Source organism: Streptomyces sp. NPDC054849, assembly GCF_053610945.1.
In genome coordinates this window covers 96,377-112,558 of sequence record NZ_JBSGZI010000012.1, presented here as the reverse complement: position 1 = coordinate 112,558, position 16,182 = coordinate 96,377, and the positions used below count along the sequence as shown (strand labels likewise).

Here is a 16,182-nt window from a genome sequence, read left to right as displayed (position 1 = left end):
GTCCCGAAGCCCCGTCCTGGCACCGGGCGGTGGCGGCCGCGGAGGCCTTCCGGTCGGACCCGCCGGACGGGCAGGCCGACTGCTTCGGCTGCGGCCTGGAGCGGACGCCCGCCACCGGGCTGCGCCCCGGACCCGCCTCGAACCCCTGCGGGGCCGGAAGCGACGAAGGGGGCGGAACGGCCGACCGGCCGTCCCGCCCCCTTCACCGCCGAGCGTGCCCGCAGGGCTAGCGGCGGGCCTGGAGGAGGACCTCCAGTTGTTCCTCGCGGGCCTGGGCCGCCACGAAGAGCAGTTCGTCGCCGGGCTCCAGGGTCTCCTCGCCGTGCGGCGTGAGGACCCGGTTGCCCCGGATGATCGTGACCAGCGAGGTGTCCTCGGGCCAGGTGATCTCGCTGATCTGGGTGCCCGCGACCGAGGAGTCGGCCGGCAGGGTCAGCTCGACGAGGTTGGCGTCGCCGTGGCTGAAGCGCAGCAGGCGCACCAGGTCGCCGACGCTGACGGCCTCCTCCACAAGGGCCGACATCAGGCGCGGCGTGGAGACCGCGACGTCCACGCCCCAGGACTCGTTGAAGAGCCACTCGTTCTTCGGGTTGTTGACGCGGGCCACCACGCGCGGCACCCCGTACTCCGTCTTGGCGAGCAGCGAGACGACGAGGTTGACCTTGTCGTCACCGGTCGCCGCGATGACCACGTTGCAGCGCTGGAGCGCCGCCTCGTCCAGCGAGGTGATCTCGCAGGCGTCGGCCAGCAGCCACTCGGCCTGCGGCACCCGCTCCACCGAGATGGCGGTCGGCGCCTTGTCGACCAGGAGCACCTCGTGGCCGTTCTCCAGCAGTTCGCCCGCGATGGAGCGGCCCACCGCGCCTGCCCCGGCGATCGCGACCCTCATGCGTGTGCCTCCTCAGGCCCCTCGGCGAACGCCGCCTCGACCTTGTCGATGTCGTCCGTGCGCATCATCACGTGGACGAGGTCGCCCTCCTGCAGGACCGTCGCCGACGTGGGCAGGACGGCCTCGCCCAGGCGGGTGAGGAAGGCGACGCGGACGCCGGTCTCCTCCTGGAGCTTGCTGACCTTGTGCCCGATCCAGGCGGTGGAGGTGTGCACCTCGGCGAGCTGCACGGCGCCGCTCGGGTCACGCCACAGCGGCTCGGCGCCCGACGGCAGCAGCCGGCGCAGCATCTGGTCGGCGGTCCACCGCACGGTGGCGACGGTGGGAATGCCGAGACGCTGGTAGACCTCGGCGCGCTTGGGGTCGTAGATACGGGCGGCGACGTTCTCGACGCCGAACATCTCCCGGGCCACGCGGGCGGCGATGATGTTCGAATTGTCACCACTGCTGACGGCGGCGAAGGCGCCCGCGTCCTCGATTCCCGCCTCCCGCAGGGTGTCCTGGTCGAAGCCGACCCCGGTGACGCGGCGGCCGCCGAATCCGGCGCCGAGCCGGCGGAATGCGGTGGGGTCCTGGTCCACGACGGCGACCGTATGCCCCTGCTGTTCCAGGGTTTGCGCGAGGGCGGAGCCCACTCTTCCGCAGCCCATGATGACGATGTGCACGGCCGTCCTTCCGGCTGACAGCGACTCGCTGGTTCCCAGCCTCATTGCATGCTCTGGTTTAACAGGGTCTCAGACCATGGCCCAAGCTACACACGGGCGGTCACCGGTGGGGCCTCTTGCCGTGCAGTCGTGGTGCGCTCGGGGAGGAATTGCGGCGGGATTGCACGATGCGGGGGTGTGGGTTCGTCAGTCTGATTTCGAACGCTTACGATCCTCTGCGTGTCCAAACTGACCGACGTGCCCAAACGGATCCTGATCGGCCGGGCGCTACGCAGCGACCGCCTCGGTGAAACCCTCCTTCCCAAGCGGATCGCGCTTCCCGTCTTCGCATCCGACCCGCTCTCCTCCGTGGCGTACGCCCCCGGTGAGGTCCTGCTGGTCCTGTCGATCGCGGGCGTGTCGGCCTACCAGTACAGCCCCTGGATCGCCCTCGCGGTCGTCGTGCTGATGTTCACCGTCGTCGCGTCCTACCGCCAGAACGTCCGCGCCTACCCGAGCGGTGGCGGCGACTACGAGGTGGCCAACACCAACCTCGGGCCCCAGGCCGGCCTGACCGTGGCGAGCGCCCTGCTCGTCGACTACGTCCTGACCGTCGCGGTCTCGATCTCCTCCGGCGTCGAGAACCTCGGCGCGGCCGTGCACTTCGTCATCGAGCACAAGGTGCTCTCGGCGATCGTCATGATCTTGCTGCTCACGCTGATGAACCTGCGCGGCGTGAAGGAGTCCGGCAAGCTCTTCGCGATCCCGACGTATGTGTTCGTCGCCGCCGTCTTCATCATGATCTCCTGGGGTGCCTGGAAGGGCATCGTCCTCGACGAGAACATGACGGCGCCGACCGCCGACCTGGAGATCGAACCCGAGCAGCAGGGCCTGGCCGGCTTCGCGATGGTCTTCCTGCTGCTGCGCGCCTTCTCCTCCGGCTGCGCCGCCCTGACCGGCGTCGAGGCCATCAGCAACGGCGTACCCGCCTTCCGCAAGCCCAAGAGCAAGAACGCGGCGACCACCCTCGCCTACATGGGCGGCCTGGCGGTCACCATGTTCTGCGGGATCATCGGCCTGGCGATGGCCACCGATGTGCGGATGGCCGAGAACCCCGCCAATGACCTGCTGAAGGACGGAGTCCCGGTCGGCCCCGAATTCGTCCAGGACCCGGTGATCTCGCAGGTGGCCGAGGCCGTCTTCGGCAACGGCAGCTTCCTCTTCGTCCTGCTGGCCTCGGCCACCGCGCTGGTGCTGTTCCTGGCCGCGAACACCGCGTACAACGGCTTCCCGCTGCTCGGCTCGATCCTCGCCCAGGACCGCTACCTGCCGCGCCAGCTGCACACCCGCGGCGACCGGCTCGCCTTCTCCAACGGCATCGTGCTGCTCGCGGGCGCCGCCATACTGCTCGTCTGGATCTACGACGCGGACTCGACCAAGCTGATCCAGCTCTACATCGTCGGCGTGTTCGTCTCCTTCACGCTGAGCCAGATCGGCATGGTCCGGCACTGGAACCGCCACCTGAAGACGGAGCGCGACGTCGCGGCCCGCCGGCGGATGCACCGCTCCCGGGCCATCAACACCTTCGGCGCCTTCTTCACCGGCATGGTGCTGGTCGTCGTCCTCGCCACCAAGTTCACCCATGGCGCCTGGGTCGCCCTGCTCGGCATGGTGATCTTCTACGGCACGATGAGCGCGATCCGGAAGCACTACGACCGGGTCTCCGCGGAGATCGCCGCGGCCGAGGGCCCGAGCGACGACAGCGTGCGGCCTTCCCGCGTCCACTCGATCGTCCTGGTCTCCAAGGTCCACAAGCCCACGCTGCGCGCCCTGGCCTTCGCAAAGCTGACCCGCTCGGACACCCTGGAGGCGCTCAGCATCAGCGTCGACCCGGTCGAGACCAAGGCGCTGCGCGAGGAGTGGGACCGCCGCGGGATCAACGTCCCGCTCAAGATCCTCGACTCGCCGTACCGTGAGATCACCCGCCCGGTGGTGGAGTACGTGAAGGGCCTGCGCACCGAGAACCCGCGCGACGCGGTCAGCGTCTACATCCCGGAGTACGTCGTAGGCCGCTGGTACGAGCACCTGCTGCACAACCAGAGCGCGCTGCGGCTCAAGGGCCGGCTGCTCTTCACCCCCGGCGTGATGGTCACCTCGGTGCCCTACCAGCTGGAGTCCTCGGAGCTCGCCAAGAGGCGGGCGAAGAAGCGGGCCGAGTGGAACGCCCCGGGCGCGGTGCGCCGCGGACCGGTGGACACCTCGCGGGCGGCCCCGCGGCCCCCGAAGGAACCCACCGAGAAGGGCTGAGCCGAACAGACGGCGCCGAACAAGACGGCACCGAACAAGACGGCGCCGAACAGACGGCACGGAACGGGTGGCGCCGAACAGGTTGGTGAACGGCCGGACGAGATCCACGTAAACTGGTGGGTCGGTCGTCCGGCCGTTTTCCTTTTCAGTTTTTTGGAGTCTCCCCACCATGACGAGCGTCGAGCAGAACGAGAAGCAGTCACTGGTCGGGGAGGAATACGAGGTCGAGGTCGGCCCCGTCGCGCACGGAGGCCACTGCATCGCCCGTACGTCCGACGGGCGGGTCCTGTTCGTCCGTCACACCCTGCCCGGCGAGAAGATCATCGCTCGGGTGACGGAGGGCGACGTCGACTCCCGCTACCTGCGGGCCGACGCGATCACCGTGCTGGACGCCTCCAAGGACCGCGTCGAGGCCCCCTGCCCGTACTCCGGCCCCGGCAAGTGCGGCGGCTGCGACTGGCAGCACGCCAAGCCCGGCGCCCAGCGCCGGCTCAAGGGCGAGGTCGTCGCCGAGCAGCTGAAGCGGCTCGCCGGCCTCACCCCGGAGGAAGCCGGCTGGGACGGCACCGTGATGCCCGCCGAGGGCGACAAGCTGCCGGCCGGGCAGGTGCCGCAGTGGCGCACCCGCGTGCAGTTCGCCATCGACGAGGACGGCACCGTCGGCCTGCGCAAGCACCGCTCGCACGAGATCGAGCCGATCGACCACTGCATGATCGCGGCGCCGGGCGTCAGCGAGCTGGGCATCGAGAAGCAGGACTGGCCCCAGATGGAGACGGTGGAGGCCATCGCGGCCTCCGGCTCCCACGACCGACAGGTCGTCGTCACCCCGCGCCCCGGCGGCCGCCTCCCCCTCGTCGAACTCGACAAGCCGGTCTCGGTCCTCCGGGTCGAGGAGAAGGACGGCGGCGTCCACCGCGTCCACGGCCGCCCCTTCGTGCGCGAGCGCGCGGACGGGCGTACGTACCGCGTGGGCATGGGCGGCTTCTGGCAGGTCCACCCGCAGGCCGCCGACACCCTGATCAAGGCCGTCATGCAGGGCCTGATGCCGCGCAAGGGCGAGATGGCCCTCGACCTGTACTGCGGCGTCGGCATCTTCGCGGGCGCGCTGGCGGAGCGGCTCGGCGACACGGGCGCGGTGCTCGGCATCGAGACGACGAAGCGCGCGGTGGAGGACGCCCGGCACAACCTGGAGGACTTCCCCCGGGTGCGCATCGAGCAGGGCAAGGTCGAGCAGATCCTCCCGAAGACGGGGATCACGGAGTGCGACCTGGTCGTCCTGGACCCGCCCCGCGCGGGCGCGGGCAAGCAGACGGTCCGCCACATCGCGGGCCTCTCGGCCCGCCGCATCGCGTACGTGGCGTGCGACCCGGCGGCGCTGGCCCGCGACCTGGGCTACTTCAAGGAGAACGGCTACAAGGTCCGCACCCTGCGCGTCTTCGACCTCTTCCCGATGACCCACCACGTGGAGTGCGTGGCGATCCTGGAGCCGGTGACGAAGGGCGCCTGACCTGCGGTTTCTGGGTTTCTAAGCCTGCTTCGACCTGTTTCCGTATAAACAACAGGTCGAAGCAGACGGCCACAGCTGGGGCTGGCTGACCTGCTGCTTTGGGTGACGAGCACAGAAATCCCGCGGCAACGTCGCCGGGTCTCTCAGAATCTTGACGCTCGAATGACGCTCGCCAGCTTCATCGCCGTCCGACCCTGAACCGGCGTGCCCACACCGCCAATCGGGAGCCGAGGGGTGAGCCCTCCCATAGAGGTCCAGCTCTGCCTCATGCAGCTAGCAGACCTCGCCCTCGACATTGACGACATCACCAGTCAGCGGGAACAGGGCTCCTCCCTCAGCACTGTGATCCGGATAGTCCGTCCCGCAGGGACTCTGGCTGTATCCGAGGGGTGAACTTTTTCTCCTTCCGCAGTGGCCCGCCTGCGCCGCCTGCCAATCTGCCGTCCATGGCGTGGACGGCATTTGTGGAGTTCTCCTACTACTGGGCCTATTGGACGCTGTTCGAGGCCATGTGGATCGGCATGCTGTGGCTCACCCGCAGCCGTGTGCCGGGACGTGCAGTGTGCTGGATCCCGGGCGTCAAGGCTGTGCGGCGGCGGGCTTGCGAAATGCGCGTCGAGGCGCTGCTGGCGGGCCTGGGGGAGAAGGGCGTACCCGCGGCGGACAGGCCGGACAGGACGCAGCTCGTCGACCGGTGGCACCGGTTCCTCGCCGGTAGGTGTGCCGCCGTGCCCTTCCAAGCGACGCCCCTGTTCATCGCCTGGGCGCCGTTTCTGCCGCTGCACCCCGCACCGCCGGGGACGCCGCTCGCGTCCCTGTGGATGTTCGTGGCCCTCGCGGGATACGGCACTGTGTCCATCGCTCTCATGGCTGCCGACGTAAGGGCTGTCGCTGTTTCCGACGCGGCCGGTCTGGCAACCACGAAGGCTGCACTCTTCCTTGAGGTGCTGGTACTGCCGTGCCGGTCACCACACGAGCGCGGGTCCGCCAGTATACGGAGCGGCTGATCGCGGCACTCGGACACCTCCACGAGCGTTACCTCTTGTCCGAGGGGGAGGAACGGAGCACGGCCGTATGCGACATGGCCCGGTTGGTCTCCAATGCCCTGCAACACAGTTGTAGCGGCCGAGACCAGCGCAACAGCCTCGTTGTCGTGAGCGCGCACCTGCTGGCTGACGTACCGGCATCAGACGATGCAGCGCTCACGACCGCGGCCCCATGGTGGCACCGTATGCTGCGCGGAGCCGGTTGGCTCGTGGCTGCTGCGGCCTTCTTCACAGGTGCGGCCGTGTTTCCGAGCGGTGGAGCGGCCACGGACATGATGGCCGTCATGGGCCTACTGAGCACGGCGGCCGTATTCCCGCCCTTGCGCGAGCTGCTGGGCCGGGCCCTGACAGGGATTTTCGGTACCTCTGTGCCCAGTGCCGAACCTGGAGCGGGCCCCCATCCGCCACGGCGGACCGAGGAGCCCCCTCCCGTTTCAACCCGTGCCGACGAGGCGCTCGTCCTGTGCGGATCAGGGCCGGCCGGGTGCCCGCCCTGCCCTTCCTGCTTTGAGTCTCACTAGCAGCTGCTTGCCAACGCCGGGCTGAGGAAGGGACTCGGCGTTCCGTGCCAGAACACGTCCATGCTGTCCCGCGCGCGTGTTGCCGCGACGAACAGCAGGGAACGGGCGCGCTGCATCTCATGGCGGTAGCGCACCGGATCGGTGGTACGAAGACGACTGACGGTCTCACGCGGCACCAGACCATCGGTCACGCCGGCGATGATCATCCGCTGGTACTCAAGCCCCTTGAACCTGAACATGGTGCCGATGTGTACGCCCTCACTCCCGTTCGGGCCGTCGGAGCGGATCTCCACGGGGCGGATTCCGTGCAGACTCAGTGTGTATGCGACTTCGGTCGCCATCTGGTTCGTCGGCACGCAGATCGCGATCTGCTCGTGCGGGATCCTCGACTCCGGGTCCTCGTCCCACTGCTTGATGAGAGCCGCGATGCCTTCCCGTTCCGCCCCCCAGTCGGCGAACGGGTGACCGGCAGGCACCCGCCCACTGAGCACGGACCGGTATCCGGCCAACGTCTCGTCGGCGCCGTCGAGGTCGTCGTACGAGGTCTCCCCCAGTACGTCGAGGGCCGAGCGGAGGATCTGCCGGGTCGTGCGGTAGCTCAGGCTCAGCTTCGAGGAACGGCCCCTGATGTTGATGCCGAGGCTGCCGAGTGTCACTTGGTTCTTGTAGATGCGCTGATGGGTGTCGCCGACGAGGAACAAGTCGTCGGCCTGGCGAGGGGCCATGGCACGCAGCATCTTCCAGTGCGCAGGGCGCAGATCCTGTGCCTCGTCCACAATGATGTGCCGGTACCGGTAGCGCAGCCAGCCCCCTGAACCGTCCTGGAGGTGGATGTTGTCAAGCCCTCCCGCCTCCTCCCGCTGACGCGCGATCGAGAGGATGCGCTGCTCGCGCCCGATTTCCAGCCGCGCGGCGCGCTCGGCCACCTGGTCCCAGGTCTGCCGTCCGAGGCGGTCGAGGCGCTGGGTGAAGCGTTCGGCGAGTTGCCAGATCTCGGCGCGCTCGCCGCGGGTGATGTTCCGGCCGCGCCCGGCGCGACGCGCACGGAAGTAGTCGGTCCGTGTGGCGACTGCTTGGCCGAGGATCACCTGGGTCCATTCGTCGTGCAGGAACTCGGGGTCCCAGCCCTCCTCGCCCAGCTCGTCCAGGAGCGCACGCCATTCGCGCACGGCCTGGCTGTCGTCTATCGCCTGCTTGCCGCTGCCGGGTTCGGCTTCTCGCACGATACGCAGCGCCAGCTGGTCGACATGGCTCACGTCGACTCGGGCCACGAGCTCCTCGCCGCCCAGTTCCAGAAGACGCGAACGGAGATCTGCGGCGAGGTTCTTGTTGTACGTGGTCAGGAGGACCGGCTTGTCACGGCCGGGCGGCAGCTGTCGTACGAGATGACGTACCCGGTGCAGGGCGACGATTGTCTTGCCGGTGCCGGGGCCGCCCCCTACCCGGGCGGGGCCCGAGTAGCGACGTTCCACGAGTTTGGCCTGCGTGGGGTGGAGGAAGACCTTCCAGCGGCCGAAGTCGCCGCCCTCCAGCGCCTCTCGCAGGGCCTCGTCGGACGTGGTCACCACCGTGGCCGGGCGCTCGGCGGCAGCCTGGAAGTCCTCCGGATCGACTGGCTCGGCGGCGGCGACGGGGGTCGTCACTTGGTCGAGCACGTCGTCGAACGACTTGCCGTCGAAGAGTGCGAGCAGCACCTCACCCGTGAGCTGGGGGGCGTACTCGATCAATCCGAGGAGCTGGTCTTCCGTGGTGAGAGTCCGGATGACCGGTAGCAACGGCTCGGCTACGCCGAGATCCGACAGCTGGGTGTCGGACCAGTCGGCGAAGAGTTCCTGGGGTTTGACCGGTTCGGGTGCGGCGGCAGGGGCCGAAGGCGGGGCGGGGATACGGCGAAGGACGCTCTCCTCCACCACCTCCAGATCGACGTACTCGATACCGCCGGTCACCTGGTTGACGGCGTAGGACAGCCGGTCGTAAACGTCCTTGCGGTGCTTGACGGAGACGATCAGCCAGTCGTCATCGGCAAGTCTGAGCAGCAGGGCACGGTAGTCGTCGCTGACGCGCGCCGACCACAACCTGCTGTCGCCCTTGAGCTGCTGGAGCTTGAGCCCGGTCGTGTGCGGGTTGGCCTTGAACTTGTGCTGGAAGTCGAAGAAGGCGCCCTTGACCGTGCGGGGGAGCTTGAGGATCTCTTTGTCGGCCTTGTCGAGCAGGCGCAACGTCACGCCCGAGGTGTTCATTGCCTGTGCTCCCCGTTGTTGGTGCTGTTGTGATTCTGGGCTTGCCCGGTCAACCGGGCGATCAGCTCGGCAGCGTCCCAGGCCGTGGCGGTGCGTGCGTCCCAGCCGGCTGCCGCGAATGCCTCGTCCCGGTCGGCGGACTCGTAGTCGGGCTCCTCGGTTGTTTCCGGACCTCCTGCGCGGGGGGCCAGGACCACTCCGGTGCGGACGGTAGGCCAGGCGAGTTCTGCCTGCCAACCCCGCTCGTCCAGTTCGTAGCCGTCCTGGGGGGCGGGCACACCCGCATCGGCGAGTGCCCGGGCGAGGTCCACCAGGCCGGCCTCGTCCGGATCCAGGTACTCCAGCACTTGGTCCCATGCCGGATCTCTTCCCGCTGCCGGCGCCGCGGGCGACTCGACTGGGGTACCTGTCCTTTCGCCGTCCGGGACGTCGGCGACCTCCTCAACAGGTGCCGTGGAGGTGACGGCCAAGACAGGGTCGGCTACCGGGATCCCGATCCGGGTGGAGGGCAGCCACCCTTCACCGCCGGTCACGGTCAGCACGTCGGGCGTGAAGCCGTCGAGAAGACTGCTGGTGAGCTGCACGCTGTCGCCGCCGCCGTGCTCCAAGAACTGCAGCACGTTGCTCCAGTACAGCCAGCCCCGCCAGCGCCGCCGATGCACTTGAGCATCGGCCAGGGCCGCCGCACTGTCGTCCAGTACCGCAAGCCCCGTCCACACCGGAGGGGTGCGCCTTCCGTCTGCGGCAAGGACAAGCCGACAGCCGGAGGCGTCCGGCCCGTAGACCAGTCTTACGGGCCCGGCAGAGCCGGTGACCGTTCGGTCCTGCAGCGCGTCCTGGATGCCCACACCGACAGTGTCGGATCCGAAGACAGCGCCGCGGACGCCCGCCGTCCCGATCAGACCGGCGGCAGCAGCCTCAGCCCGGCGCTGCCAGCGCAGTGCGTCCGGCGACCGCAGATAGGCGAGCAGCAGCCGGGCCGGATTGACCCACACCGAGTCGGACAGCTCACCGGGCAGCCCCTTGCCCACCCGGCTGTAGTAGTCACGCGCCCGGTTCTGCGCATCCGTTCCATACGGTTCCCAGACCGGGTCCACGGGGCCTGCCCCCGCATACCCGGTGTCACGCACACGCTCGCGCCACTCCTTGACGTCGTCGTACGTCAACTGGAACACCCGCAGCCCCTCGCTGCGCAGTCCGGTGCGTTTGGCGGCGTCGTCGGCCAGCCGGTTGTGTGCGGGGGTCGCGTGGTAAGCAAAGCCATCCAGGTACACGGCAACACGCGGGCTGGGCGCATCGAGGCGTTCCAGGAGTATGTCGGGCCGTGTGCCGTCCAGCGCGCGCTGCTGTGAGACGCGCCAGCTCACGGTGGTGCCGTCGGCCGCCGTCAGCCGCAGATCCAGGGCGTACGTACCGGCCGAGGTCGTGTACGCGTCGGCTGCGGCCTGGGACTCGGACAGCCTGGCCCAGTCCTGGAGCGTGTCGATGAACATGATCTCGAGGTCGCTCTCCGCCTGCCGTTCCAGCGGAATGTGCCGGGTCGTCTCGACCGGTGCGGTCTGCCAACGCTCACCGTCCGCGCCCAGCAGATCGTCCAGCATCTGCCGCACCTCGTTGCGGCTGACCTTGTCGTAGTCGGCCGCCGGAACGCGTCGCAGCAGGCATTGGTGGCAGCCGTCGAGTCCCTTCTCGCGGCAGCCGCAGCTCTCGATGACTTCGCGCGCCTTGAGCAGCACGTCCCGGAAACCGTCGGCGGAGGCCAGCCGGTGCAGGTAGCCGGTGCCTCCGGGCAGGCGGTCGTAGACCACGAGGAACCGCCGCGGCCAGTCCGAGCTGTCGGTGCCCGCATGATCGGGCATCGTCGCCTCGGCGATGTCGATGTGGTCCGGGTCGCCACCGTACTGGGCGGCGATCCCGGCGAACAACGCGGCGGTGAACGAGGCCAGGCGTTCCTTGGCCCGGGCCACGGAGGCGGGCAGCAGGACGCGCACGGCCTCGGTGCTCAGCTCGTGGGCCAGGAGCAACGGGACGTCCTGGCCCTTGCCCTGCTGCTCGCCTGCGTCGCCCCCGGACGTCCCCTTGCCCCGGCGGCGCGGACACCACAACAGGTGGTGTGCTGCTGCCGGGGTGCTCGTCGCCCCCGACTCGGTCAACGCGTGCTGAGGAACGTCCACAACAGGACGTCCCTCTGCGGTGGCTCCTCCGCAACTGGTGCAGACATAGAAGGGATTGAGCCGCACGTCCGCACCTGCGAGCGGTGTGGTGCTGCTGCCTTCCTCGCGGTCGAGCCCCAGATTGAACGTCCGGATCTTCGCCTGGCGGGTGAAGTCCACGCCGAACACAGCTGTCTCGTGCCGCCAGGAGCCCGGGGCGATCCGCTCGGGGTCGATGTCGACGGTCGTCAGCACCGCATAGTGGCGACGGTCCCGCTCGTCACGGTCGTCTCGTACCCGGGCGTCGTCCCGCTTGTCACGAGAGATGACCCGCCTCGGCTGGAGCACGTACTGCACGCATCCCGCATCGGCGATCTCCCGACCGCCGCACCGGGAGCACGGACTCGTATCCTCCTTGGCGTTGTGGTGCGTACGGGCGTACCCGCACGAGGGACAGAGCCGCCACACCGACCAGGCCCTGCGGTCGGAGCTGCCGACGTCGAGCGCGCGCACCACGTGCCGGTAGCCGTTGACGTAGAAGCTATTGCCGGGGGCGAGTTCCGTCAGGGCCAGCTTGCGGGAGCGCTCGTAGTCGCGCGTCTCGCTGCGGTAGATCCGGCCTGCCGCATCCGCAGCGGGATTCTCCGCCCGCGCACCCTCCTCGTCGTCCCGGGTCTCCGTCCAGTACAGGGTTGCTTCCAACTGGGTGGTGGTGTCGGTGAGGCTGTAGTTCGGCAGCAGCCCCAGTTCCACCAGGGTGCCGTGGGCACTGGACTGGCTCAGCTCACGAAGCAGGTCCCCGGCACTGCGCCGCTCCGCGAGCAGCTCCCGGCGCTCACGGTCCTGCACGATGTCCGTACGGACCAGATGTCCGGCAGCCTCGTCGATCGCAGCGATCCTGCGACGGAGTTCCTCACGCCGGCCCGTCCAGTCCTCTTCGGCTTCCTGCAGCGCCCTGACGATCCCGCCGGTGGCGTAGGCCTTCAGCTCCTCCGCAGCGTACGCGGAGACCCCCGCCCCATCGGAGGCTTCGGGCCCGATGCCGTCCGGGAAGAGGCTGAGGAACTCCTCGACCAGCGCGGCACCGTGAGTCTGCGCCGCGTCTGCCAGGTCCTGGCACCAGCCCGTGGTGCCGAACAGAGCCGAGGACAGCCGGGGCACCGGGGCCAGCGTTTCGCCATCGGAGGTGAGCAGCTCGCCACGCGCCGCGAGGTCCAGCAGCCGTGCCGTGTATTGCCGCCTCAGGATCTCCACAGCGGACAGGTAGCAGCCCGGAGGCAGGATCGTCCCCGCGATCATCTCGCGCGGCTCGTCCAGGTAGTACAGATCGCGGGCCCTGCGCCCGCCGAAGGCGACCACGAGCGCGTTGCCCGTCCGGCGTCCGGCCCGACCTGCCCGCTGCACATAGTTGGCAGGCCCGGCGGGCAGCGAGCCGAGCAGGACGGCGGACAGCTCACCGATGTCGATGCCGAGTTCCAGGGTCGGCGTGCACGACAGGACGTTGGGGTCGGTGTAGTGCGTACCGGCCTTGAAACTGCGCTCGACGCGCTCCCGCTCGGGCCGGCTCAGCATGCCCGTGTGCTCTGCCGTGACCACCCGGAAGGTGCCACCGGTCAAGTAGAGCCGACGGTAGTAGTCGCCGGTGTAGTCACGCTCACGCACCGACCCACCGAACCCGGAAGAACTGGAACCGCTCCTCGGCACACCGGGCTGGGGAGCGGTCAGCTGTCCCTTGCACCGGTAGCGGGGACAGGGGTGTCCGTACCAGCGGGTGAGGCGCTCGGGCGCCACGACCTGCTGCCAGCCGCAGTCCTCACAGCCCACGAATGCCTTGTTCACGACGGAGTCGTCGAGCAACTGCGCCTGGATGTGCCCGGGCTGCAGCCCGTAGATCCTGGTCTGCCGGTCCTTCGTGGTGCGTGCCGCGAGTACCCGTTGGTCGGCGAGGGCGGGAAGCAGCTTGCGCAGGTACTCTGTGGCGCCGGCCGCATCCAGGTCCAGGCACCTGCGCGTCCAGTCCTGGTACCAGCCCAGCCGTCCGGTGATGGCTTCGAACTCGGACTTGTCCTTCTGGCCGTCCAGCAGGAAGCGCGGTGGAGCGACGCCTTCGGGGAAGGCGGGCATGCCGTCGGGCCTGCGGCCGGAGATGAGGTACCGGTTGCTACCGGCTTCCCTCATCCAGGTGTCGAGCCAGCGGTGGTGTACCGCACCACGCAACCTGAGCCGCTCCAGGATCCCCCGTACGTAGGCGAGGTAGCGCTCGGGCGTGGGCAGCCCGCCCGTGGTCAGGAGCTGCCCCGGCAGGGAAAGATGGAGATCGCGGGCGATGTCCGTGACCCGGTCGGGCTCGTCCACGACGACCTCGACCGCGGCGGTCCGCGTCAGCTCCAGGGTGCGCCCCATCCTGCTGCGCAGCCCGAACTCCATCACGGTGGCGAAGGCGAGGCGCTCGCCGATCAGCTTCCAGGTGCGGGCGTCGCCGGTTCCGCGCCCCGACAGCAGCCGGTCGACCCCTGGCTCGTCGTGCAGGTCGGGTGGCACGACGGCGGCCAGGGCATCCGGGTCGTCGACGGACTCCAGCACATGACCGATGAGGTCGTTGAGCGCGGTCGGCGCCCCCGACTCGTCCAGATTGTGGGCAAGGAGGGACCGCAGCGAGAACTTGTATGACGCATTGGCCACGTAGCCGGCCCGGTGTGCCGCGTCCTGGGTGGAGTCGTTGAAGAGCAGCGTCTTGCGCTCTTCGGGAACGAGCGCGATCTCGCCACCCGTGAACAGCTGAGTGACGGTCGCCGAAGCGAGGGCTGCCTGCGAGGTACCCAGGAAGCGGATGCTGTTGTCGGTATGGCAGGCGGGGCAGCGGTCGTCCTTCGCAGCCCGGTCGGCAGACTTCTTGTCGAGCAGGGCCAGAGCGAACCAGGCATCGATCAGCTCGGTGGCATCCGCAGACACCGGCAGCCGGTAGGTGCCCTGCCCGCCGTCCAGCACCACCACCGACAGGGGATCGACACCGCCGTCCGACGGCCGGGCCCCGGTCAGCGCATCGAAGACTTGCTGCCGTTCTCGCTGCGTGGCGGAGATGAAGTAGCGGATGCGCCGCTTGTCCCGGCCCACGGCAGCCCGCCAGATCCGGTCCTGCGCCATGACCAGCCGCTGCGGATCAGTCTCGGGGGACAGGGCTGCCCAGCCGGAGCGCCCACAGTTGCGGCAGTACACGGCGGGCAGGTGAACCTCGGCCGGGCGTACGGCCGTATCCGTGCCGGGCAGCGGCTGTGGCCGGCTCGCCGACGGCCAACCGCCGGAGGGCCCGTCAGGATCTTCGTCGGCGAGCGGAGCGGCGTTCAGGGCGGCCCGGCGCGCAGCGGTGCGGTTGTCCTCGTACCAGCGGAACTCCGGGGATGGTCCGACGCCGCGCAGGACGCGGGTGACGGGCCGGACCCACAGGTGCGCTTCGATGTGTAGAAGAGGGCGAGGGCTGCGCTCATCGGATTCCGGGTCTCGGGCGGCCGACAGCAGGGCGACGAACCGGGACAGGGCCTGAAGAACGAGGTGCGGATTCTCCCGCGCGGTGCGCCCCCAGGCGTAACCGAACCGGGCCAGCCGGTCCCGTAGTCCCCACTCGTCCAACGGCTCCCCGCCCAGCAGCGACAGGACGCCGTGCGTGAAATCGTGCCGCTTGAGCAGCCGCCCGATGCGGAAGGCGTCGAGGCCGGAGCGGCCCAGCATCTTGGCGGCCAGGCCGTCCAGGTCGAGCAGATCGGGCTGCGCCTCCACGCCGGGACCGCCCGAGACCGCGATGACCTCCTGAGGCCCCGGCGGCTCCGGCAGCTCGTAGTCGACGGCGCCGGTGAACTCCTCGGCCGACATCCGCTCTTCCCCGACGACCGAGTCGGCGGGGAAGGGCATTCCGAACACGCGCGAGGCGACATCGAGAATGCCGCCGGCTTCCTTGCCCGCAGTGCCCTCTCCGAGGGTGGCCGACGTCGCCACCGGGCAGATGGACCCGAGCGGCCTGCCCGGCCGTGACGCGCCGGTCGCGGAAGCCAGGCGGCGCAGCAGCAGCGCCACGTCGGTGCCCTGGGCCCCGTCGTACGTGTGGAACTCATCGAGGACGACGTAGGAGAGGTCAGCGCCTTCCCACAGCGAACGGTCCTCACCGCGCTGGAGGAGCAGGTCGAGCATCTTGTAGTTGGTGATCAGCACGTCGGGCGGCGTTACGCGCATTTCCTCGCGCCGCGTCATCACCCGTCGGAAGTCGGTGTCGGGCCGGTCGCCGATGTAGAGGCCTGCGGTGACCTGCGTCAGCTCCGGCCGGCTCAGGTACTCGCCGATGCGCCCGGCCTGGTCGGTGGCGAGGGCGTTCATCGGGTAGAGCAGGACCGCCTTGATGCCGCGGTGGCCATGGGCCCGCTGTCGGCGGCAGTGGTCGAGAACGGGGATGAGGAACGACTCGGTCTTGCCGGATCCGGTGCCGGTGGTCACCAGCGTCGGCTGGGCGGGACCGTGCAGGGTGGACAGCCGTGTCCACGCCTTGGCCTGGTGCCGGTAGGGGGCGAAGCCGGGGAAGCCAGCCGTCCAGTCGAGCTCCCGCTGCCAGCTGTCGTCGGCGCGGTGGAACGGGGTCCTGATCCGGAGGTAGGGGCCCCTGAAGATGCCCGTCTCCGGGTGGCCGAGGAAGCGTTCCAGAGCCCGCCGGGTGTCCTCGTCGGCGAGGGCGTACGTCGTCGTGAGGTACTGCGTCAGACTGCCGCGCAGCTGGGCGGCGGCCATGGTGGGCTTCACGACGGTCCCCTTTGTCTTGCCGATGCCCTGATGATCAGTACCACCGTATATGCGCCGTGCTCCGGCGTCTGCGCTGTGGTAGGTAGGCCCGGT

Annotated in this window: 7 protein-coding genes and 1 pseudogene; 4 read left to right on the top strand and 4 right to left on the bottom strand. The window is 69.3% G+C overall.

Annotated elements, in window-relative coordinates; genetic code table 11:
• A pseudogene (locus ACWGIF_RS08450) lies at window positions 1–230 on the top strand (hypothetical protein); the annotation flags it as partial.
• Here ACWGIF_RS08450 and ACWGIF_RS08445 read toward each other — a convergent pair.
• Together ACWGIF_RS08445 and ACWGIF_RS08440 are read right to left on the bottom strand one after the other, a co-directional pair.
• Window positions 227–889, bottom strand: a complete 663-nt coding sequence (locus ACWGIF_RS08445) for a potassium channel family protein (protein ID WP_393750659.1) — start codon at window positions 887–889, stop codon at window positions 227–229. The pseudogene ACWGIF_RS08450 and the gene ACWGIF_RS08445 sit on opposite strands and share 4 nt — an antisense overlap.
• The gene (locus ACWGIF_RS08440; protein ID WP_453492967.1) at window positions 886–1,554 is read right to left on the bottom strand and encodes a potassium channel family protein; all 669 of its coding nucleotides are present in this window, start codon (window positions 1,552–1,554) and stop codon (window positions 886–888) included. The genes ACWGIF_RS08445 and ACWGIF_RS08440 overlap by 4 nt, the downstream gene beginning before the upstream one ends.
• Window positions 1,555–1,773: 219 nt before the next feature.
• Here ACWGIF_RS08440 and ACWGIF_RS08435 point away from each other — a divergent pair, with 219 nt between their 5' ends.
• The 3 genes from ACWGIF_RS08435 to ACWGIF_RS08425 all read left to right on the top strand — a co-directional run bounded on the left by ACWGIF_RS08435 (window position 1,774) and on the right by ACWGIF_RS08425 (window position 6,354).
• On the top strand, window positions 1,774–3,840 hold the full coding sequence (locus ACWGIF_RS08435; RefSeq protein WP_453492964.1) for an APC family permease: 2,067 nt from the start codon (window positions 1,774–1,776) through the stop codon (window positions 3,838–3,840).
• Between the two features lie 169 nt (window positions 3,841–4,009).
• Window positions 4,010–5,347, top strand: a complete 1,338-nt coding sequence (locus ACWGIF_RS08430; protein WP_453492961.1) for a class I SAM-dependent RNA methyltransferase — start codon at window positions 4,010–4,012, stop codon at window positions 5,345–5,347.
• Window positions 5,348–5,736: 389 nt separating this feature from the next.
• Window positions 5,737–6,354, top strand: a complete 618-nt coding sequence (locus ACWGIF_RS08425; protein ID WP_453492958.1) for a hypothetical protein — start codon at window positions 5,737–5,739, stop codon at window positions 6,352–6,354.
• 556 nt (window positions 6,355–6,910) lie between these two features.
• On the opposite strand, the gene ACWGIF_RS08420 is transcribed toward ACWGIF_RS08425, so the two are convergent.
• Both ACWGIF_RS08420 and ACWGIF_RS08415 read right to left on the bottom strand, forming a co-directional pair.
• On the bottom strand, window positions 6,911–9,154 hold the full coding sequence (locus ACWGIF_RS08420) for a UvrD-helicase domain-containing protein (protein ID WP_453492955.1): 2,244 nt from the start codon (window positions 9,152–9,154) through the stop codon (window positions 6,911–6,913).
• A complete protein-coding gene (locus tag ACWGIF_RS08415) occupies window positions 9,151–16,089 on the bottom strand; it encodes a DEAD/DEAH box helicase (RefSeq protein ID WP_453492952.1) in 6,939 nt (2,312 codons plus the stop codon). The genes ACWGIF_RS08420 and ACWGIF_RS08415 overlap by 4 nt, the downstream gene beginning before the upstream one ends.
• Between the last annotated feature and the right edge of the window lie 93 nt (window positions 16,090–16,182).